We start from the raw sequence: 22,110 nt of genomic DNA on the forward strand, positions 1-22,110 counted from the left end.
GACAACAGTTAATGTTAAATAATAACTTGTATTTTTCTTAATTGTATGTTTTACACCTGTTTTAATACAAGTAAAAATACGAAAAAAAATGTATTGTACGTTGATGATGGCGCAGCAGTGCAACTACTGCGCAGCGGGGAGAATTATTGAACGAATAAATTATTGAGGTCAAATCGACCATTGGTTATTTTGATAGTGTCCGATTTATCTTCGGTGATTGCTGTAAATTCGAATAAGCCTGAGACTATCTTATTTTCCAAGTCTAGTTTTGTAATTTCAATAAAATGTGATTTTGTAGAGTCAATAAACCTTCTCTCTACAGTGGTTATGTCGCCCGACTTATCAACAATTTCCACACCCGGGTAGCTTGAATTAGAACTAGCATATGCTATATCAGTTTAGATGCCAGTTGAATAGACATCATTTTTTATATATACATAAATATATACTCCTATCCCACTACCGAAGTCTTTTACATTTCGTGCTAGAAATCGGAGTGAACCAACATTTTCATCATATCGTTGTTTTTCTATCGCCTTATAACTAAGATTTCCTTTCGGAAGTGAGGGAAGAATTATTGAACGAATAAATTATTGAGGTCAAAACGACCATTCGTTATTTTTATGGTGTCTGTTTTATCTTCGGTGATTGCTGTAAATTCAAATAGGCCTGATACAATTTTATTATCAAGATCTAATTTAGTGATTTCGACATAATGGTTTACAGTTGAATCAACAGAGTACACTACAAAAGCATTACTATCTTCATGAAAAACTTCAACGACTCTATCATCAAAGGAAGAAGTTGTGTAACCTATATTGCTGTATATTCCAGTGTAATAAACTGCATTTTTTATATATATACATACATATATCCAATCATCAAAGTCCTTAATATTCAATGTATTAATTATAAAAAGCCCCTCGTTTTGATAATAACTTGGGCCTTCTATTGCTTTATAACTAAAGTTCCCTTTCGGAATATAGACCTCCCCATCTACTATGCAACCAAATGTATTAGCGCCAGTTTGGGTAGCCGCAGGTAATTGTTCTAAAGGTGTTTTTGGTGGTGTGGGCTCAATAGTAGTTTTTGTACATTTAGCGCTAATCATTAGTATGCACATTACCATGAAACTATAAAACCTTAATTTTTTGAATATATCCTGTGATTTCATAAGCCGTTCATTATTTTGCTTTTGCAATTTACGAATAAAATTAATTTATTACAATTAGCTGTTTGTTATATATTTATGAATAATAGCTGCGCAGCTAGTTCATTTTTATTAACAATTGGTGTGCGTTATAATGGCGCAGTAGTGCAACTAATGCACAGCTATGATAAGATGATTTTGGATAGTTGGGAGTACAGCAATCGTTGCCAATAAATGTCACAATGAATTTTGAAGTGCAGCAGTGCAACTACTGCGTAGCTATAGTTGTAAGGTATCGTTTGCTTCGACGTCCAAACGACATGTAAGTGTAGGTGTTAATTAAATTCAAAAGTGACAAAACTCACAAAATAGCTTCAAAAAAATCCTTACTTTTGTAAAAAATAAAAGCATGTTGGAATCAACAAAAGGCTCGCAACTATACAGTATTCTCAATCAAAAATGTCCTGTTTGTCAGGAAGGTGATTACTATATCAACAGACAAGCTTACAATTTAAAAACCTTTGACAAATCGCATACCCATTGCAGTTATTGTAACCACAAATTTGAAATTGAAAATGGCTTCTTTTTTGGTGCTATGTATGTAAGTTATGGATTGTCTATTGCCATTGCAGTAGCTTTGTTTATGGCCACCTACGTGCTTTTTCCTGAGACGCCGTATTATGCCTATATTTTTATTATTATAATAGGAATAGTATTATTTACACCTATAGCCTTTAGATTAAGCAGAATCATTTGGATGAATTTGTTTTCTAGTTATGGTAAAAGAGAAATATTTAATAAATAAAAGATGAGTAAATTTGGAGATATTATTAGTAAATCTGACGTAGTGTTAGTTGATTTTTTTGCCACTTGGTGTGGTCCTTGTAAGGCTTTAGGACCCATTCTTGAAAATGTATCAAAACAAAGGGGAGAAAAAGTGAAAATTATTAAAATTGATGTCGATAAAAACCAAGGCATTGCTAGTAAGTTAATGGTACGTGGTGTTCCAACCATGATATTATACAAAGCAGGAAAACAAGTTTGGCGTCAATCAGGGGTTGTACCCGAAAATGAATTGATAAAACTAATCGACCAGTATTCTAAGTAAAAGCAGTAATTTAGTCCGAAAATTAGATTTTGGTTCGCAAAAAATTACAGATACTTAAAACTTTTACCCTTGCTAGAATATGGAATTTTGGCTTGTTAAAATTATCTTATACCTTATCTATTTGGACCAAGAAACCTATCCATTGGGGCAATCCAATTGCCATTTCTATTGAACCCACCACTGCCTGTAATTTAAAGTGCCCAGAATGTCCGAGTGGCTTGAGGCAATTTACGCGTGCTACAGGCAATTTAAAGCCAAAAATTAATACCGCTATTTTAGATAGTTTAGGCAAGGACTTACAATACATCAATTACTATTTTCAGGGAGAACCATTTATCAATCCCAATTTTTTAGATTTTGTAAAAGCAGCCAGGGCTAAAAACATTTATGTTCTGACTTCGACTAATGCCCACTTTATTTCTCCAAAAATTGCCGCAGAAGTCGTCGCATCTGGTTTGAGTGAAATGATTGTTTCCTTAGACGGAACGACGCAAGAAACTTATGAAAATTACAGAATTGAAGGTAAACTGGATACCGTTTTACAAGGCTTAAAAAATATTCAAGCCGCTAAAAAGGAAGCCAATGTGAAACACCCCATTGTTTCCATTCAGTTTTTGGTGACCGCTCAAAACGAACATCAAATTCCAGAAGTAAAAACTTGGGTTGAAAAATATGGTGCCGATAACTTGAACTTAAAAACCATACAAGTTTATAATTACGAAAAGGGGAATCGATTGATTCCCAAAAATGAAAAATATTCTCGTTATAAAGAAAAAGCTGACGGCACATTTGCTTTAAAAAACAAAATGAGCAATTATTGCTGGCGTATGTGGAGTACTTGTGTCTTTACTTGGGATGGTACCATTGTTCCATGTTGTTTCGATAAGGATGCAAAATATAAAATGGGTGAGATTTCAAAAGCAGAATTTCAGTCGATATGGAAAAATGGTTTATACAACGATTTTAGACAAAAAATACTGAAGAACCGATCAGAAATTGACATTTGTCAAAACTGTTCGGAAGGATCAAAAATTTGGATTTAGGTTTTGTTTTTTAAATCTTCTAGTGCAGTTTTTAAAGACGGATAGTTTAATTCAAATCCAGTCTCTAGCATTTTTTGATGCGAAACTGCTACCCCACCATTTAGCAAAATAGCCATTTCTCCAAAAATCAATTTACTGACAAATTTAGGAATTTTAAAGGGTATGAAGTTTGTGTTGTAAACGTTTTTAAACGTTTTTAAAAAGCTATTTTGATTTTCATCTTCACATACCCCTGCGTTGTAAGCGCCAGTAATATCTGTATCTTCCAATGATTTAATATAGTATCTGCACAAATCATCTATGTGAATCCACGAAATAAATTGTTTTCCGTCCCCAAACACTGCGCCGACCATAAATTTAGTGGAAAAAGTAAACTTTTGTAAGAAGCTTTTTTGGCTCGCCAACACCAAACCAGTTCTTAAAACTACCACTCGATTTGCCACAGGTTGTAAATCAAAAGCGTGTTTTTCCCACTGTACACAAACCGCTTGCACAAATCCATTTCCTGCAGGATCAACTTCTATATATTTTTTAGTTTTTGAGTTTGCATAATAATTGATACCGGAAGCAGAAATATAAACAGGCACGCTAATTTTTGCATCTTTTAAACCAGTCCCTAAAAAATCAGCAGACTGGGTTCGACTATTCATGATGCGTTCCTTCTGTGAATTAGTCCAACGACCATCTGCAATACCTTCGCCGGTGAGATTAATAATACCCGACAGATTTTCAAAGGCACCCTCCTCTATACTCTTTCCAATTACCCATTGAAAATATTTAATAGATATGGAATTTTGTAATTTTTTTCTGGTCAAAATGTGGACGGTATATCCTTTTTTAATTAGCATTTCCGTCAACCTACTTCCAACAAGTCCTGTTCCTCCAGCAATTAAGACATTCATATTTCATGTGTTTTTAAGACTTCTTGCAAGCATATTTTAAACCATTCCGTAAAACTAGTCGGATCTGTTTTAATTTCGGCTAAGATATCCACAGGATATGCATAGCGATAAGCTTTGGCTTCGTTTAAGTTTAATCTTGGCAAATCATCAGTAACAGCAGTAAAAACATGATCTAGTTCATGCTCAATCATATTTTGATCCAATATGGCTTTATAAATAAAATGAAACTGTCGCTCAATGGTACAGTCCATCCCCATTTCTTCTTTTAACCTTCTTTTAGCGGCTGCAGTTATATCTTCTCCCTTTCTGGGGTGACTACAGCAGGCATTTGTCCATAAATTGGGGGAATGGTATTTGGTTGCTGCTCTTTGCTGCAATAACATTTGACCTTTTTTATTGAATATAAAAACACTAAAAGCCCGGTGTAATATTCCTTTTTCATGTGCTTCCATTTTCTCCATCAAACCAAGTTCTTGGTCTAACTCATTTACTAAAATCACAAATTCACGCATGGGTAAAGTACCTTTATATTTCAACTAAAATAATGGATTGTTTTGGGAATACCAATTAAATTCCTTTGAATAAATTGATTTTACCCCAAGGCATCAACCAAGCATCAAAAATCAGCTTTAAAACTGGTATAATAAATACAAAGGCTAAATCACTCCACTTAAAAATATACCATAATAAAACCACTAATCCAACACAAGTCAATCGCGCCAAATATATTGTAATTTGAAAAGCCAACATCCTTTCCGGAGAATTTTCATAAGGTAATTTAGATTTATAAAAAGTCATCTTGTCCTTAAAGTAATTCATGTAGACTAATACAGGTAGAAAAAACAAAAACTCTTGTTTTAAGAATTGTTGCATTTCCAGCCAAAAATAATTGGTAGAACAATCAAATTTCTCGGTTAAGAAAAGTCTTTCTATCCACAAGAATTCAACGACAAAAAAAGTAACACTACTTACAATTGCTATAGGAAAAAGCCATTTTTTTATGGGTAAAAATATTTTCTCTACGAATTTTAATCGCATTAAATAAGCAATTTCTACTCCTAATTGGTCGGTTAAATAAAATAGAATGATTACTAAAAAAGACCAATCAAAAAACACAAAACCAATAATTGGAAATAAAAGTTCCAATGCATTTTGTTGTACATTGGGGTTTTTAAGTAGGTTTACTACATTCATTATTTGGCCAATACAATATCAAGGTTCTTTTTAGCCAACGCAAAATCGGGTTGAAGTTGAATTGCCTTTTTATAATATTTAATGGCCATTTGATCATTACCTTTGTATTCGTGCGCCAAACCTAAATTGTTAAATGCGTTAGCGGAAAGACTATCAATTAACGTTGCTTTTTCAAAAAAGTAAATGGCGCTATCGTAATTTTTATCTAAACCATTTTGAATGTAACCCTGATTATAATAAGCTTCATAAAAAGCGGTATCTAAGGCTACTATTTTTCGGTAACAATATTTTGCTTGGGAATACTTTTTATGTTCTTGGTAATAAATACCTTTATTATACCAAGCCTCTGTACTTTCTGGCGCAATAGCCAATGCAGAATTAAAATTATCTAATGCCTCTACATTATCTTCTGCCGCGTTCATCACCCCTAGCATAATGTGTGCATCATAAAAATTTGGATTTTGCTCCACCGCAGTTTGAAAAGATGATTTTGCACGTTTCCAACTTTCCGGTCTTTCTGTTTCTTGATAGTCTGAGCGATAAATTAATCCTTCTAAAAAGTAAGCTTCTGGTAAGTTTTTATTAATCTTATACGCTTTATTTAAATAAGCAGTTGCAACACCAGCATTGTCAATTAAGGCATATACTCTACCTAAACCAACATAAGCTTCTGCATGCATGGTATCTCTTTTTATCACATATTCAAAATTATATTTAGCACCTGCCAAATCCAATACTCCTATTAATACATTACCATATTTATACCGATAAGTCGTATTAGTAGAATCTAGTAAAATAGCCTTTTCTAAATCAATTTTAGCATCTTTTATATTTCCTATTTTTATAAAATAATCTGCACGATTCACCCAATTTTTCGCATCAGAAGAGGCATTAGCAATAGCGTCCGATAATATTTTAAAACTATCTACTTCAGCAATAACCTGAGGTTTTTCTTCCGTATTCGTTTCTTTTGGTTGACAAGCCACCAGCATGGTGATTAATAAGATAAAAGCAATCCTGATCATAAAAAAATATTTAAGTCCAAAAATAAGGGTTTATTTTAACAAAATGTAAGCATAATTTTATTAATTATTCATAAACATACAAGTCTAATGGTGGTAATTCTGCGTCTTTACATTTTATCAATAAAGTCGATAAACAGGGCTAAAACTTGGTCAAAATTATTCAAGCTAGTTTGGGCAGCTGTATCGTAAACATCATGGTAATTTTTGCAGTCTCCCATAGTATATACAAAAAAGGAAGGTACCCCTGTTTGACTAAAGAAATAATGGTCAGAATTTTGTGTTGGGCCTCGTTTTTTTACTAAAGGTAAATAATTTCCTTTTTTATTTAGTTTCTCTAACTTTTTAAAATACTTTGGGTGTACATTTCCATTAACAACCGTAATACCGTCACTGGCACTGCCCATAATATCAACATTGAGTAAAAATTTAATTTTTTCGAGTGGAAAAAACGGGTGATTCACAAAATATTTTGAGCCTTCTAATCCGGCTTCTTCTCCACTAAACAAAATAATAACCAGACTATATTTTGGTCGATTTAAAGTATAATATTTTGCTAAGGAAAGAAGCATAGCTACGCCACTTGCATTATCGTTCGCTCCAGGAAACATAGCTTGTCCCATTTTTCCTAAGTGATCGTAATGACCAGTTAAAACGATATACTTTTTATCTTTTTTTCCTGGAATAAATCCTATGATATTTTTATTTTCGAAGTCCTTTTTAAATTCAGGTTCAATTTGAATCGTTATTTTTTTGGCAGGAGTATATTTATTTCCAAGCACAGTGATTAAAGCATTTTTATATTGCTGACGCCCTACACTGTACATTAATTTAGCATCAGAAACCCAAATTATTGGGTAATATTTAGTGGAGGCGATAGCCAATTGATGGTAAGCCTGAATACTGTCTCTACTTTTAATCGTTCGTGCATCAAAAACCAAAATTGTTTTAAAGCGCAAGCTATTTTTTAACTGCTTTATATCTGTTGTGTAATTATTGATGGAAATATTAATTGGTTCGTAAGTACCTACCGTTTTTCCTGAATTTGCATCTACGAGATAGTCAACTCCTGCCACTAAAGTTTCTTTGTCTAATTGTACCGCTACATCCTTAGGAAACGTGTTAACATCAAAAGTGTAATTTTGCGAATAGGACCTACCTGGAAATGGTGCCACACCGATATTTTTGAAGGCTTTTATCAGGTAATTCCCTGCTTTATCCACACCATCTTCTACATAACCTCTACCCGCGTAATAATCGCTACAAAGGTCATTTAATATACTTTCAGCATATTGTTTTTGTCCCCAACTGAAGAACAAATTACAGATAAAAAATATGCTTATTATAATTTTCAATTTGTAAATCTCCTTTCTATTAGTTCCGTAAAATTAAGAACGGTTTGGCTTTCTAAGTCCCAGCTGTGTGCTTTCTGCATATTTTCTAGCAACGAAAATGCTGCGGCTTTTGAACCACTTTGATTTAAATTTTCAACAGCCACATTATAATCTTCACTGTTACCATTAAATAATTCTCTTATATAGGTAAATTTATGATTCATACCAATGTGGGCTTTTAAATCCGGTATTGGTGATTTCGATAATTTATTCCCTACAGAATCATCTTCTTTTTTAAAATGATCATTCAAAGAACCTTCCTTTTTCTCCGTCAAGTTCTCTTCAACATGGTTTGGGTGAAATTCTGCTTGTTCTATGGGTAGATCTATTGTAATATCAGGAACAATTTCTGGCGCTTCTTTTACTTCCGGTTCTTGAATTATTGGCTCAGATTCCGTAAAATCAAACATCATTAATTCTTCTTCCGAACCTACTAACTCCTCTTTTTCCTCTACTTTTTTAGCCACAGCTTTCTGTACTTTTTCTACCACTTTTTCGTTGTTGTTCTCATAAGATTTATAACGAATGATTACTAATCGTTCATAAATCTCTTTCGCAGATTCGGTCAACGCTTCTACTTCATCAATTGGCAGACTACCGGATGCTAATTTTTCAACCTTGTCTTTTAAACTGGATGCCAATTCTTGTAAGCTGTGGAAATTTGTTTTACCCATTTTTTCTTAGTTATGCACAATTTTTAGAATGGTATAAATTTAAGTTTATATTTGAGATTAAAACAGATATATTTTGGAAATTTCTCACAAAAGGGATGTTAAAACCGCATTAAAAGGTCAATTTACGACCATTGAAGAAAACGCTAAACTACGTGTAATATGTGGTCCCATGTTTTCTGGTAAAACCACAAAATTGATTAACATCATCCATACCTATGCTGCGCAAGATCGGCGTATTCAAGTTTTTAAACCCCAATTAGACCATAGATACGCTACAAAAGAAATTGTATCTCACGACAATAAAAGCATAGCAGCAATAGGAATTACAAATGCAGAAGAATTGTATGCCTTTGCAGATAAAACGGATGTATTTGCAATTGATGAAGCACAATTTTTTGGAGATGAAATAGTAAACGTTTGTCAAAGCTTAACCCGCAAAAACAAAATTGTTATTATTTCAGGGTTGGATTTCGACTTTAAAGCCAGACCATTTGGATCTATGCCTGCCTTATTATCCCTTGCAGATGAAATCATCAAATTAAATGCCGTTTGTAACTTTTGTGCTGGACACGCAAGCTTTTCTCACAGGACAACAACGGAAGTAGAAACCTTAGTTTTGGGTGAAAAAGACAAGTATGTGCCGCTTTGCAGAAGTTGTTATCTGGAAGTATTAAAAGCGTAATATTTCCGTCACATTTGATTTTATTTTCACACACAATTCCTGTGTTGGCAAATCATTTTCATCCACACCAAAAGGATCTTCGATTTCTTCCGCTAAAATTTCCATACTTACCAAGACATAAAATACAAAGGTGGCTATAATGGCAGAATAATAACCAAAAGTACTTACAAAAGCCAAGGGCAAAGTTACAACATAGATAAAAATAAACTTTTTTAAGAAAGAGGAATAAGAAAAAGGAATGGGTGTATTTTTAATCCTTTCACAAGCTCCAATAATATCACTAAAAGTTTTTAGATTAGTGTCAATTGCTAGGTATTCCACTTGGGTTATTTCACCATTTTCTTTAATTGCTTGAATTCTAGCATACATTTTTTGTATGATATAATTGGGTTTGTGCACATAATTTGCAATCTCCAGCTTTTCTTCTTCTGTCAAATCTAATTCCTCTAACCTTAGCCCATCTCTCAAATGTTCTTTCATGCCAAAAGCATAATTTGATATCATTCTATTAAAGAATAATTTATCTGCAGGATTACTAAGCATGGTGCTTATTTTTATGGCTAAATTTCTAGAATTATTCACCAATTCACCCCATTTTTTTCTCCCTTCCCACCAACGTTCATAAGCGGTATTGGTTCTAAAGACCAATAATAAAGAAATTACAAAGCCTACTAAAGAATAAACACTCATTAACCCTTTTAACATTTCATGATTGCTCATAAAATGAATTTCCAAATAGGTCAATCCTAAAGTAAATAATGCGATTAAGACCAATTCTTTCCACAAAATAATGAATGTATCACTTTTTCGGAAGTTAAAAATATGAATAAACCATGTTTTAGGATTGTACTTAATCATTTTTAAAAATTTTTTTGAATTGAAAAGTCAAATATAAGTTTACTAATCAGCGCAAAATAATTATTTAACATAAATTCAATTATATTTACTTTTATTATTATGCAAACTATCATTACCAAAATCATCCGATTATTTAGAATACTAAGGGTAACCATGGTTAGAAAAACCATTCACATTACAAGAAAAATAATTCTTCCTGGTTTTGAGGGTGTTTCATTGTGGGAAATCATTTTCTTTTTTATGTGGACCATTAGAAAGGGTTTGATTGGGACCAGGGCCTCCTCTTTGGCATTCCATTTTTACTTGGCATTAATTCCTTTAGCCTTGGTGTTAGTTGTTTCTTGTGCATACGTTCCATTTTTTGATTTAAAACAAGACATTATTCCTATTTTATCTGGTTTTATTCCCGAAATCTTGGTCGATAAACTTATAGACGGATTAGGTGAATTTGAAAATTCGACGGTGAATTCTATATTATCTATTGGGTTTATCATGGCGCTTTACTTTATTTCTAATGGTTTTTCAGTCATGATAAAGTCATTTAATTCCTCCAAAATTAAATTTGAAAAACGTTCTTGGTTTTCTACCAGAATGATTTCATTTGCCTTAGTAATTGGCTTTATTTTTTCCATCATCTTTATGTTTTTACTGATGGTTTGGCAACGAAAATTACTGCAAATTGGCGCCGAGGATTTTGAATTTATCGCCAATAATTATGGTTGGATAAATTATAGTTTAGGTTTTATAATTATTGGTACAATAATCTATTTTAGTATTGCGGTTCTTTATTATTTAGGACCATCAAACCAGTCTACTTTTAAATTTTTATCTGCTGGCGCTACATTGGCAACAGTTTTAATAATTTTAATCTTCCTGGTCTATTCTTTATACATAAAAAACTTTGCAAATTACAATGAACTATACGGTTCGGTTGGTACGGTAATGATAATATTAATCTGGATTTATTTAAATGCTTATGCCCTATTAATTGGTTTTGAATTAAACGCAAGCATCCATGGTGCCATGATGAAAAAGAAACTAGAAGATTTTAGTAAATTGGAAGAAAGTATTCCAGAAGCTTATCAATAAATTGATGTTTTTGATATGAATTATTCACTAACTTTGAAAAAAACTTAACTATTATGAAATATTTATATCTTGGTTTCGTGGCCACTCTATTTTTATCTTGTGGAAATGAAGCGCCAAAAGCAGTAGAAGAAACAACAGAAGTTTGTACTTACAGTTATGACGATTTAAGTACAAAAGTAAATTGGAATGCCTTTAAATTTAATGAAAAAACTGCCGTTGGTGGAACTTTCAATGAAGTGAATGTATTGATCTCTCAAGCATCCGAGGATATGTTTAAAACCTTAACTGGAGCAAGCTTTACCATTCCAACGAGTGGTGTAAACTCTAATAATGAGATTCGTGATCCAAAAATTAAAGCAAGCTTTTTTGACCAAATGGAATCTACAGAGGTTATATCTGGGGTTGTAAAATCAATCAATGCGACAGATGCAAACGTAGAGATTACTATGAATGGTGTTTCTAAAGATTATAATGGCGCAGTAACAGTAGATGGCCAAAAAATCAGTTTTGCAACTACCATAGATATGAATGATTTTGATGCTGGTTATGCCATTGATTCTTTAAATAACGTTTGTAGCGACTTGCACAAGGGAGCGGATGGCGTAAGTAAATTATGGACAGAAGTTGAAATAAACGTAGAAACGACATTAAAAAAAGACTGTAAGTAATTACAACAATTAACGAAATAAAAAAAAGCAGGATTTTATCCTGCTTTTTTTATTTCTAAGTAAGTTTTATTTTCAATTTTACTTTTTAACCAAGCGCTAAAATCAAAATAGTCAAAAGCTGTTTTCTCAAATTTATCTTCTTTTAATTTTTCTATTTCAGGAGTTAAAGAAGCAAGCACTTCCTCAACATCCATTCGATTTAGATTTTCGTCTTTAATCTTTTGAATCACCTTTAAGAAAATAGATTCAAAAGTGTATAATCTATTCTTCTCTTTTAAAAAACGCTTTGTCGTATTTAAAATATATGGAATAAAGCGGTAGTTTTTCAATTCAAAATGAATAATCAATTGTAATAAAAGTGAAAAGGAATATATATCCTGTCTTTGCAATAGGCTTTTTTCATTCAACACTTTATTAATATAAGTAAGTGATTCTTTAAATGCACCTTGAGAAAGAAAAGCCACACCAATTTGAAAGTTTAAGTAAGCAGAACGCATCAATCCTATTTTTCCTTCATATTGTTCAATGCCGAGGTCAATTTCTTTTATCAAAGCATTGGCTTCAGTATAATTCCCTGTTTCAATAAATAAAAATAATTTCAAGCTACCGACACTAGAAAAGAACTTGATTTCTAAATCTTTATTAACGGTATAATCTGATTTAAATTTATCCAATAAATTCAAATAGTTTTGTGCTATTTCAAAGTTACTTCTTTTCGTTTCACAATAAATAAAATTTGTTATAATGGAAAAATAACGATTTGGATTTTGTTTGATGAGGTCGGGATTTGCTTCGTATAATTGAATTAATATACTCAGGTGTTTTGAACAATTATCAATATCGTAAATAGCAAAATAATAACCGCTGGTAATATGATGATAGAGATAAGCACTTTCCCAATCTTCTGCTAAGTATTCGATAGCATTTAAAGGCTGAATTATCAATTCTAAAGCCATAACATCTTCTTTTGACCGTACCGTACCAAGCTCGTTAATTTTTTTAAATAACAAGGACTTTATTTGCCATAGATTACTTTGAACTTTTAAGGTTTCTAATAGTTCCACCTCGCCTGCAATAAAAGTTTCAATTTCATTTTTATCCATGCTCGCATAAGCTTGTTTTTCATACAACGCCTTTTCGAGTTGAATAATTCGAAATAATACTTTATTTAGTTTGTGTTTTTGCGCTTTTCTTTTTACTGCTTCTATTCTTTTTTTAAATTGTTGATACAATCCTTTTTCATACAAAATATTAGCGCCATTCAAACTATTATTTAGTGCAGATTCTACGGCATTTTTTTGATGGTAATCGTTTAAACTATCCAATATTTGCTCGTAAATTCTATTTTTCGTAATTGAAAATTGATTTAAGAAATTGTTTCCTTTTAACTTTTCTTTTAATAATGCCTCATCATATACTTTCATCTTCGCGATATAATCAAAAATAAGGATGGCGTTATTTTTAGTACCTATGGTATGTCTCGCTGCATACAATTTGTAAAATCTTTTTTCAGATTTGGACAAACTTTTTATGAGTTCAAATAAATTATCAGAGTATGAATTTGCCATATAAAGGGGTTTTACTTAAAAATATGAAATAGTATGTTATATCAATAGTATATATTTTTAAGTGTGAAAACCTTTGATTATATGGCAACAAAAAAGGCTACTCTTACGAGTAGCCTTTTATTAATTATATAGTTATCTAATTATTGCTTTACCACTCTATGTTTTTCAACAGCAGTTTCAGCATTAATTTCTAAAGTATACATTCCAGATTCCAATTTAGTCATGTCTACCGTTAAGTTTCCATAATAATTTGAGATATCGCTTTGTAATACTATTTTACCTTGTGCATCATAAATATTCAAAGATGCTGGACCTTCAATATTCAAATTAGCAATAGTCATCACGTCCACTACTGGATTAGGATATACTTCTAAGTTACTCACTGCAGCGTCTCCATCAAGACCTAAACAATTATCCGTTAAAGTAATACTTACATAAGAAGTATCTGGATCACATCCATTTCCACTACCAACAGTATATTCAAAAGTATAAGTACCATATTGTGCACCATAACTATTGAAAATCCCATTTGACACATTGAATAAACCATTAACATCAGTCCATTGACCACCTAGGTCTACAAATCCGTTTAAGTGGCTAATTAAAACTACATCATCTGTATTACAGGTAGTAAATGCACCATCCATACCTGCACTTGAAGGTGCTACAGAAGAAATACTGGTTGAAACCGTATCTGCACCACATGCATTAGCAATAACATAATCAAAAGTATAAGTTCCAGCACCTGTTGGCAAAGAAATTACACTTGCACTACCTGGTGTTGTGAAACCTGGATTAGAAATACTAGGGTTATACCAAGTACCTGTTGTAGAAGAATAGCCATCAATAGTAGAAAATAAATCAATATCAGATCCATCACCACAAATTGTAATTGGCGTTGCAGTTCCACTATAGCTATCTGGTAAATCTGTTACAGAAATTCCAAAAGTACCAGGTTGAGAACCAGTTGTTCCTGTAGAGTTACCCCAATGGCTGGCCATAACGTAATAATATTGTCCTGGATTTAATTCACAAGACAGTATTTTAGAACCACGTATAGCTGGTCGATAAGTGTTTGTATGGAAAGTATTTGCTTCCACAAAATTATAAGTACCATAATTAGAACACAATCCAACAGTATACAATGCAAGTTGCGTTTGTCTATCATTAGTTTGGGTTACGCTATTTACAGTAGAAATTTCAACTTTTCCTGAAGCAGGGGCTTTAAATTTAAACCATACTGTTTTTAGCGGATAAGAAGTTCCAGTTGCACTGTTATACCAATTATTACCATAAGCAAAAGCAAATGGTGGAGCGATTGCACTTTCCGTATAACTTGAATTTGCATTTGTATGCACATTCACCACACCGTCAACTAATAATTCAACGGCACCACAAGGCAAGTCATTTTCTAATATAGTAGTAAATTGAAATGGACCAGTCCAAGATGAATTACCATCTGTACCACCACATGCTGCACTTACATAAAATTCATAAGGTGCAGATGAGTTTAAGCCAGTTACATAATAAGATGGAATAGCATTTGTAACACTAGCTGAACCTTCTTCTTGTCCTGTAAATGGTGTAAATCCAGGGAATCCCCATTCAATATCCCAAGCAGTTTCAGAACCACCAATTTGCCACGTTAAAGTAGCAGATGTAACAGATATGTTTGCAACATTCAAATTAGAAGGAGCTGGACAAGAAGCCAATGAAGTAAAACAATAAGGCCCAGCCCAATTACTCATTAAATCAATTGTAGCACCACAATTTGCTTTTACATAATAACAATAATCAGTGGCAGGTGTTAAACCTGTTAGGGTTGCATTATTAGAATTGATAGTAGAAGTAGTTCCATTCCCTTGTGTAAATCCTGCAGCACCCCATTCAATCGTCCAAGAGGATGCATTCGGACTAGTCCAGTTAATGCTCGCTTGAGAAGTAGTGATATTTGATACACTCAACGCTGTTGGCGCTTCACAATATATTGGAGTAGTAAACGTAAATGGTCCAATCCATTGTGACATGGAATCCGCAGTAGAACCACAGTTACCTTGCACGTAATAATCATATTCTGTTCCTGGTATTAAACCAGTTAATAAATAAGGATTTGAATTTGCAGTTACAATTGTCCCTGATCCAAAAGGAAAACCAGTTGCACCATATTGCACATTCCACTGTGGTCCTGAGCCATTATCATCCCATTCTAAGATATAATTAAATGGTGAATTTGGATCTTCAGAAGCCGTTAAATTAGAAGGATCTGGACAAACACAATCCGTAGAAAATGAAACTGGTCCTACCCAAGCAGAATACAAAGTTGGCGTATAATTAGTACAAATAGCCCTAACATACCAATGATAGTCTGTACAAGAAGCAATATTCAGTGCGTTATTTGCAGCAGCATTTACGGTATTATTAAAATCCATACCGGCATCACCAATTGGTGTTCCTGCTGGTCCGTATTGTAAATCCCATGAAGTTTCTACATTTCCTAAATCCCAAGTTAAGATTGCAGAATTAGTTAATGGACTACTTGCTAAATTAGTAGGAACAGGACATAAAGGCAATGTTGTAATTGACAATGGTCCAACAAAACAACCAGAACCACCTACTGCAATATATACATCATAAGTTGTTTCAGGCATTAGGTTTGTCATGGTGTAAAAAGTATTTACTTGTGTTGGGTCAGTTACAGTTGCAGAAAAAGCAGCACCTAAACTAAAACCGGAAGGTCCCCATTGAATATCCCAAGACGTTTCTGCTCCAGCAGCAGACCAGCTGATATCAGAACTATTAATAGAAGGAACATTAACCACATTTTGAACGCCACCTCCAATTGTAAATTCTAAAAACCAAGGCGTTGCTGCAGAAGACCAATAATCTGTCCATTCAATATAGTAAGTTGTACCACCTGTAACATTAAGGTTTGCCACTTCAGAAGCATAACCAGATTGCCCTGGTCCCATAGTACAGTTATCATCTGCAAATCCAACTTGCGTCAATGCGCCACAAGCACCAGAATGCAAATAAAGTTGCGTATCCACACCGCCACCGCAAGATCCGACACTCATCACACCATCACATACAGGTGTAAAAGAATACCAATCCGCATTGGTGCCTTGAGTAGAAGCACCTCCGCCAGTAGCAGCACCGTTAGATACATAAGTCCCCGCGTTGACAGAAACAGCCGTTGCACAAGTTTCCCCCTGTGCAAAGGCTGTTGTCACACCAAGAAATAGCATGTTTAAAATAAAGTAAATTTTCTTCATAATTTTTGTTTTATAATAATATAGTTATAACGAACTTACGGATAAAAAAAATAGTTTCCTAACCGTAACATTAATTTAACACAATATTACTTTAAACCACTCATCAAGTACAGCGACCGACAATCAAGATATAGCGCTAATAATAAAGGCCCTTACATAAGTTAGAGCCTTTAAAACGATTAGTTAATTAATTTTTATAAAGAATTAGGACTGGAATTATTTGCCTTTACTTTTTCATCTAGTTTGATAATAATAAACTCTGTTCTTCTATTTTCTTGGTGTTCTTCATCTGAACATTTCACACCATCACTACATTGGTTTATCAATTTTGTTTCTCCGTATCCTTTTCCAGTAATTCTATCTGGATTTGTTATATGCTTTTTAATATATTTCGCACTTGCTTTTGCCCTTTTATCAGAAAGTCTCATGTTATAAGATGCGGAACCACGAGAATCTGTATGTGACCCCAGTTCAATTTCCATCCCGGGATACTGATTCATCACTGTTACAATTTTATCGAGTTCGAGCGCTGCATCTTCCCGAATATTAAATTTATTAAAGTCAAAATAAATAGGATTTATTTCAATCAATTTAGAGATATCACCACCAACCTCTAATTTATCCATTGCCAAATCTAAACTTTCATGTACATTATAAATACCAGGTTTTTCAAATAAGACATTATAAGTGACAGTTTTAGTCAAATAACCTTCTTTTTCAAGGGTAATATTATAACTACCTCTTTCGTCAATTTTCTTATCAGCTAAGGGCTTTTTATAATCCCCAGTCTCCCCAGTTTTAAACAAAATTTCTTCCCCAGTAATATTGTCTACAATTTTCATGTCTACATCCGCCAAAGGCGTGTTTTCTTTTTTATCCGTAACAAGAGCGTACAAGGATAAACCTGGGTCTTTTTCTAATGCTATATCGGCAACAATTACAGCTTCTTCTGTATCTGTATCGACTACATTTTCCGCCTCAAAATATTTTTCCTTTTGACCGCTTAAAGCAAACTTTTTATCGGCATCTACATTAAAAGAGTAAGCACCACTTTCATCCGTCACGACAGAATCAATGGTATTTCCTTCTTCATCCAATAATTTCACGGTGGTATTTGCCAATAATTCCCCAGTTTTACTTTTTACAGTACCTTTAATTTCCTTACCAAAAGTAATTGGTTTTAATAAATCAAAATAATACAAATCATCATCTCCTTTTCCATCCAAACGGTTAGAGGCAAAATAACCAGATTTCATATTTTTATTAAGAATAAAAGAAAAGTCATCTCTATTAGAGTTAACGGGACTACCTAAATTGTACATTTTTCCAAGTGCACCATCTTCTTTTAACTGAACTACAAAAACATCCAATCCACCTAGTCCAGGATGACCGTTTGAAGCGTAGGCTAAAATGCCATCTTGGTGAATAGTAGGAAACATTTCATCTCCTTCGGTATTAATATCTGCTCCCAAATTGATTGCTTCGCCAAAAGTAGAATCAGTACCCATACTAATTTTATACAAATCTACTCCCCCGAATCCTCCTGGCATATCAGAAGCAAAATATAACCATTTAGAATCCGTGGAGAATGCAGGATGCCCGACAGAATACTCGTTAGAATTAAGTGGAAAAGACCAAGGTTCTTCCCAATCACCACTTAATTTTCTGGTGATATATATTTGTAACTTCACCACACCTTCTTTACTTTTACCTTGGTAATTATTTCGGGTATAGGCCATCATGTTCTCTCTTTTATTGTAACAAATTGGTCCCTCATGGTATTTTTTATTCATGACTTTGTTCAATTGCTTTAGTTCTGACAATTCACCTTCAGCATCAATATCTGCTACATAAACATCCAGAAATGGTAATTTATTCCAATTCCATTTTCTTCTAATTGGGACTACACCTTCTCTACTAGAAGTAAAAACCAATTTACTTTTAAAATACGCTGGAGAAAAATCTTCTTGGGGAGAATTAATCGCTAAATTTTTAATGGCAAATTGGCCTTTATTTTTTTGTAATTCTTTAATTAAATCTTCATTTGACAAGTAAGCTTGACCTCTAGAATCATCTGGGTTTAAAGTGTTATATTGAACCATAGCTGCTCTAGCTTCCGTATATTTTTTGTTTTGCATCAAAGCAGCAGCATACATATAAACATCACTTGGAATAGTTCCTTCTCCATTTGCCAATTTCCCATACAGTACTTCCGCTTTTTCAATATTTCCAATTTTATAAAAACTTTCTGCAAGTCTTCTCAACACTTCAGGACTTCCATCTTGTGCTTCAGAATACTTAGAAATCGCCTTATCAAAAGAATAATCTTCGTACAAACTTTCTGCTTTTTTAAGGGTTGCAGCATTTTCCTCTTGCCCAAGAATTTGAAAGGCAAAACAAATAAAAAGTGAAACTAATATATAATTTTTCATGAGTTCTATTTTAAAAATATCTTGGTGATCTAATTTTTTGTTTGTTATTGTAAAACAAATCATATCTCAACATGAGTTCATGCGAGCCATAATTTTTATACGTAATTGTTTTGTTGGTATATGACCAGTCAAATGAATAGCCAAAAGAAAACTGATCTGTGACATTAAGGCCAGCTAAAATACCTGCTGCATCACCAGTCCTAAACATAGGACCAACCCAAAAAACATCATTAAAATATACCAAAGCTGTTAAGTCCAGTTCCACAGGTGCGGCTTGTGTTACTTTTACCAAGGCCGTTGGTCTTAATTTTATATTTTGTTTTTTAGAGATTGAAAACACTGTACCAGCAATCAGATAATAATGTCTGGCTTCCTTTGCTTGGGTTACTATACTATTTTTAAAATCATTTTCTAACAACCTAGGAGTTGAAAGTCCCACATAGTATTTTTCAGTATTATAATAAAGTCCCGCACCAACGTTAGGCAGAATTTGCGTAGGCGTATTTACACCTGCTAAAAACTCATCATTATCGTCAATAGCAGTTAAGCTATTTAAATCATTGTTCAGCATATTCACCCCACCTTTTAAACCAAATGCAAGTTTTCCTGGGCCTACTTTTATTTTGTAGGCTAAGTCAATAAATATAGAATTAGAATTTGTCGGTCCAATTCTATCATTTAAGAATGATAATCCAACCCCTAAATTTTCATTAAGTATTGGTGCATGCGCTGTTAATGTATTTGTTTTAGGCGCACCTTCAAAATTAACCCATTGAAATCGACCCAAACCAGTTATAGTTAGTGCGTCCCTACTACCTGCATAGGCAGGATTAACCGCTAAAGTATTAAATGAATAATGTGTAAACATTGCTTCTTGTTGGGCCTGCACTTGCAAGCCAACAATTAAGGCAAAAAATGATAATATAATATTTTTCATAGCTCTCTTTTTAAAACAGCAGGCGATAAAATGCATTACCACCTGCTCTTAATTTTTTATTTAGTTAAATAAATATATCCTTTTATAAGTTCGCTTCCATCTCCTAATTGCAGGACATAAAAATAAGTTCCGACAGGAAGTTCTCTATTCCCTACCGTCATTCCATATTGATTTGTTCCATCCCAATCATTTTGGTAGCCACCATCTTTATCTAAATTAGAGTATACAATATTACCCCATCTATTAAACATTTGAATTTTAGAATTTGGATATTGTCCGATTCCTTTAATCACGAAATAATCATTTTTTCCATCCCCATTTGGCGTAATTACATCTGGAATTGTTAATTCACAAGGATCAGGATCTAAATAATCAGGTGTCCCATCTTGATCACAATCATCTAAGAAACCATCCTTATTTTCATCTAACTCATTCATGGTTAAAATGCCATCCGCATCATCATCAACATCTAAATAATCTGGTATACCATCTCCATCTGTATCGTCTGGACCATGACCGTCACCGTCGACATCATTTTCATCTTGGTCTAACACACCATCATCATCCGAATCCACATCTTGAAAATCTGGTTTACCATCACCATCCGTGTCTGGTGGTATTACACCATCATTATCATCAAACCCATCTCCATTTGCGTCGTCGAAATTATCGATTACACCATCTCCGTCATTATCTACTCCTCCTCCTTCAATAATATCACTAATTCCATCTCCATCTGAATCCAAATCTAAATAATCTGGTATACCGTCACCATCTGTATCTAAAGGAATAATTGTTGGATTATTATCGTCTAAACCATCACCGTCTACATCTGTGAAATCGTCTATGATACCATCTCCATCCTCATCCGGCACATCATTTTCAATAGTATCTGGTATTCCGTCATTATCAGAATCTAAATCTTCATGATCTGGCACACCGTCTCCATCTGTATCCAATTGACCTGATGTCATATTATTATCATCAGCACCATCTCCATCTAAATCTGTAAAATCATCTATTCTACCATCTCCATTGTTATCAACTCCACCGTCTTCAATAATATCAGGTGTACCATCATTATCAGAATCTAGGTCTAAATAATCAGGAATTCCGTCTCCATCTGTATCTTCATCTCCATTAGATTGGTCATCATTATCCCATCCGTCGCCGTCTGGGTCTTCATCCAATAAATCATCTATACCATCTCCATCTGTATCTAATCCACCTGTTTGATCTACATCTGCAAGATCATCAATTCCATCTCCATCTGTATCCGTTCCTCCTGTCTGATCTACATCTGCATAATCTGGGATACCATCTCCATCTGTATCCTTCCAATCATCCACTTGACCATCTCCATCTATATCTATACCACCGTTTTCAACAATATCCATAATGCCATCATTATCGGAATCTACATCTTGAAAGTCATGTTGACCATCTCCATCTGTATCCAGATTTAAAATAGCAACTCCACCATTATCGGCATCATAAGCATCATCCAAACCATCTCCATCTGTATCATTAATTAACGTGCCATCTGGATTTAAATCATCCACTCGACCATCATTATTAACATCAACACCTCCAGCTTCAACAATATCCGGAGTCCCATCATTATCGGAATCTAAATCATAAATATCTGGAATACCATCTCCATCTGTATCCGTTGGATTAGTTAAAGGGTTTCCATCTCCATCTGCATCTGCATCTTCTATTAGATCAGGAATACCGTCATTGTCATTATCCAGATCCATTAAATCTGAAATTCCATCACCATCTGTATCAAACTCTCTGTAATCCAAATCGCCTAAACCTGGTGCATCTGCATCTGCAAATACGCCGTCTGTTGCTGGATCGATTGTTCCGTTGGCTGCATTGGTAAAAGTGTTCAATGTCGTTAATGGCATGCTGTCAAAATTATCATCCAAACCATCTGCGTCTGCATCTGTTCCTGCTGGGGCTAATTCTGTTCCATCAATTACACCATTACCATTGGTATCGTGTCCTTCTAATAAATCGGATTCGCCATCATTGTCTGAATCTAAATCTAAATAATCTGGGTTATCTGTCGCACCATCTGTGTTTACTGGATCGATTGCTGTTCCACTGTT

General features: G+C 33.7%; 20 protein-coding genes. 6 read left to right on the forward strand and 14 right to left on the reverse strand.

What is annotated here, in order from left to right; all coding sequences use genetic code 11:
• Nucleotides 1-143: 143 nt before the first annotated feature.
• Both DNU06_RS17765 and DNU06_RS16705 read right to left on the reverse strand, forming a co-directional pair.
• A complete protein-coding gene (locus tag DNU06_RS17765) occupies nt 144-356 on the reverse strand; it encodes a hypothetical protein (RefSeq protein WP_146239298.1) in 213 nt (70 codons plus the stop codon).
• A 218-nt stretch (nt 357-574) separates the two neighbouring features.
• The gene (locus DNU06_RS16705; protein WP_146239299.1) at nt 575-1,174 is read right to left on the reverse strand and encodes a hypothetical protein; all 600 of its coding nucleotides are present in this window, start codon (nt 1,172-1,174) and stop codon (nt 575-577) included.
• 385 nt (nt 1,175-1,559) lie between these two features.
• Here DNU06_RS16705 and DNU06_RS16710 point away from each other — a divergent pair, with 385 nt between their 5' ends.
• Genes DNU06_RS16710 through DNU06_RS16720 form a run of 3 tightly spaced genes read left to right on the forward strand, consistent with a single transcriptional unit; the run spans nt 1,560 to nt 3,301 of the window.
• On the forward strand, nt 1,560-1,955 hold the full coding sequence (locus DNU06_RS16710; protein ID WP_111064651.1) for a DUF983 domain-containing protein: 396 nt from the start codon (nt 1,560-1,562) through the stop codon (nt 1,953-1,955).
• A gap of 3 nt (nt 1,956-1,958) precedes the next feature.
• Nucleotides 1,959-2,258 carry a thioredoxin gene (trxA, locus tag DNU06_RS16715; RefSeq protein WP_111064652.1) on the forward strand — a complete coding sequence of 100 codons (300 nt, stop codon included), beginning with the start codon at nt 1,959-1,961 and terminating at the stop codon, nt 2,256-2,258.
• Nucleotides 2,259-2,287: 29 nt separating this feature from the next.
• Nucleotides 2,288-3,301 (forward strand): radical SAM/SPASM domain-containing protein, encoded by a 1,014-nt coding sequence (locus DNU06_RS16720; protein ID WP_233503066.1) that lies wholly within the window; start codon nt 2,288-2,290, stop codon nt 3,299-3,301.
• On the opposite strand, the gene DNU06_RS16725 is transcribed toward DNU06_RS16720, so the two are convergent.
• The 6 genes from DNU06_RS16725 to DNU06_RS16750 all read right to left on the reverse strand — a co-directional run bounded on the left by DNU06_RS16725 (nt 3,298) and on the right by DNU06_RS16750 (nt 8,487).
• Nucleotides 3,298-4,203, reverse strand: a complete 906-nt coding sequence (locus tag DNU06_RS16725; protein ID WP_111064654.1) for a TIGR01777 family oxidoreductase — start codon at nt 4,201-4,203, stop codon at nt 3,298-3,300. The genes DNU06_RS16720 and DNU06_RS16725 overlap by 4 nt on opposite strands.
• Complete coding sequence (gene idi, locus DNU06_RS16730) at nt 4,200-4,715, reverse strand: isopentenyl-diphosphate Delta-isomerase (protein WP_111064655.1); 516 nt, start codon at nt 4,713-4,715, stop codon at nt 4,200-4,202. The genes DNU06_RS16725 and idi overlap by 4 nt, the downstream gene beginning before the upstream one ends.
• Before the next feature lie 55 nt (nt 4,716-4,770).
• Nucleotides 4,771-5,397: a hypothetical protein gene (locus DNU06_RS16735; protein WP_111064656.1), complete on the reverse strand. Its 627-nt coding sequence runs from the start codon at nt 5,395-5,397 to the stop codon at nt 4,771-4,773.
• A complete protein-coding gene (locus DNU06_RS16740; RefSeq protein WP_111064657.1) occupies nt 5,397-6,422 on the reverse strand; it encodes a tetratricopeptide repeat protein in 1,026 nt (341 codons plus the stop codon). Before DNU06_RS16740 ends, DNU06_RS16735 begins: the two co-directional genes overlap by 1 nt.
• Before the next feature lie 107 nt (nt 6,423-6,529).
• Nucleotides 6,530-7,774 carry a M28 family metallopeptidase gene (locus DNU06_RS16745; RefSeq protein ID WP_111064658.1) on the reverse strand — a complete coding sequence of 415 codons (1,245 nt, stop codon included), beginning with the start codon at nt 7,772-7,774 and terminating at the stop codon, nt 6,530-6,532.
• Nucleotides 7,771-8,487: a hypothetical protein gene (locus tag DNU06_RS16750; RefSeq protein WP_111064659.1), complete on the reverse strand. Its 717-nt coding sequence runs from the start codon at nt 8,485-8,487 to the stop codon at nt 7,771-7,773. Before DNU06_RS16750 ends, DNU06_RS16745 begins: the two co-directional genes overlap by 4 nt.
• A 73-nt stretch (nt 8,488-8,560) precedes the next feature.
• Between DNU06_RS16750 and DNU06_RS16755 the strand changes: the two genes are divergently transcribed.
• On the forward strand, nt 8,561-9,169 hold the full coding sequence (locus DNU06_RS16755; RefSeq protein WP_111064660.1) for a thymidine kinase: 609 nt from the start codon (nt 8,561-8,563) through the stop codon (nt 9,167-9,169).
• Here the strand turns inward: DNU06_RS16755 and DNU06_RS16760 are convergent.
• Nucleotides 9,158-10,027 (reverse strand): bestrophin family protein, encoded by an 870-nt coding sequence (locus DNU06_RS16760; RefSeq protein WP_111064661.1) that lies wholly within the window; start codon nt 10,025-10,027, stop codon nt 9,158-9,160. The genes DNU06_RS16755 and DNU06_RS16760 overlap by 12 nt on opposite strands.
• Nucleotides 10,028-10,126: 99 nt before the next feature.
• Between DNU06_RS16760 and DNU06_RS16765 the strand changes: the two genes are divergently transcribed.
• Together DNU06_RS16765 and DNU06_RS16770 are read left to right on the forward strand one after the other, a co-directional pair.
• Nucleotides 10,127-11,116 carry a YihY/virulence factor BrkB family protein gene (locus DNU06_RS16765; protein ID WP_111064662.1) on the forward strand — a complete coding sequence of 330 codons (990 nt, stop codon included), beginning with the start codon at nt 10,127-10,129 and terminating at the stop codon, nt 11,114-11,116.
• Between the two features lie 53 nt (nt 11,117-11,169).
• Nucleotides 11,170-11,784 (forward strand): YceI family protein, encoded by a 615-nt coding sequence (locus tag DNU06_RS16770; protein ID WP_111064663.1) that lies wholly within the window; start codon nt 11,170-11,172, stop codon nt 11,782-11,784.
• 35 nt (nt 11,785-11,819) lie between these two features.
• On the opposite strand, the gene DNU06_RS16775 is transcribed toward DNU06_RS16770, so the two are convergent.
• From DNU06_RS16775 to DNU06_RS16795, 5 genes are all read right to left on the reverse strand, one after another.
• Complete coding sequence (locus tag DNU06_RS16775) at nt 11,820-13,352, reverse strand: hypothetical protein (protein WP_111064664.1); 1,533 nt, start codon at nt 13,350-13,352, stop codon at nt 11,820-11,822.
• A gap of 140 nt (nt 13,353-13,492) precedes the next feature.
• The gene (locus DNU06_RS16780; protein WP_111064665.1) at nt 13,493-16,624 is read right to left on the reverse strand and encodes a fibronectin type III domain-containing protein; all 3,132 of its coding nucleotides are present in this window, start codon (nt 16,622-16,624) and stop codon (nt 13,493-13,495) included.
• 194 nt (nt 16,625-16,818) lie between these two features.
• Entirely contained in the window at nt 16,819-19,056 is a 2,238-nt protein-coding gene (locus DNU06_RS16785; protein ID WP_158526940.1) for an OmpA family protein, read from the reverse strand.
• Between the two features lie 10 nt (nt 19,057-19,066).
• Nucleotides 19,067-19,993, reverse strand: a complete 927-nt coding sequence (locus DNU06_RS16790; RefSeq protein WP_158526941.1) for a PorP/SprF family type IX secretion system membrane protein — start codon at nt 19,991-19,993, stop codon at nt 19,067-19,069.
• A gap of 56 nt (nt 19,994-20,049) precedes the next feature.
• The coding region (locus tag DNU06_RS16795; RefSeq protein WP_146239300.1) for a T9SS type B sorting domain-containing protein at nt 20,050-22,110 on the reverse strand (2,061 nt) is incomplete at its 5' end.

It is taken from the genome of Putridiphycobacter roseus, assembly GCF_003234935.1.
Taxonomy (GTDB): domain Bacteria; phylum Bacteroidota; class Bacteroidia; order Flavobacteriales_D; family Crocinitomicaceae; genus Putridiphycobacter; species Putridiphycobacter roseus.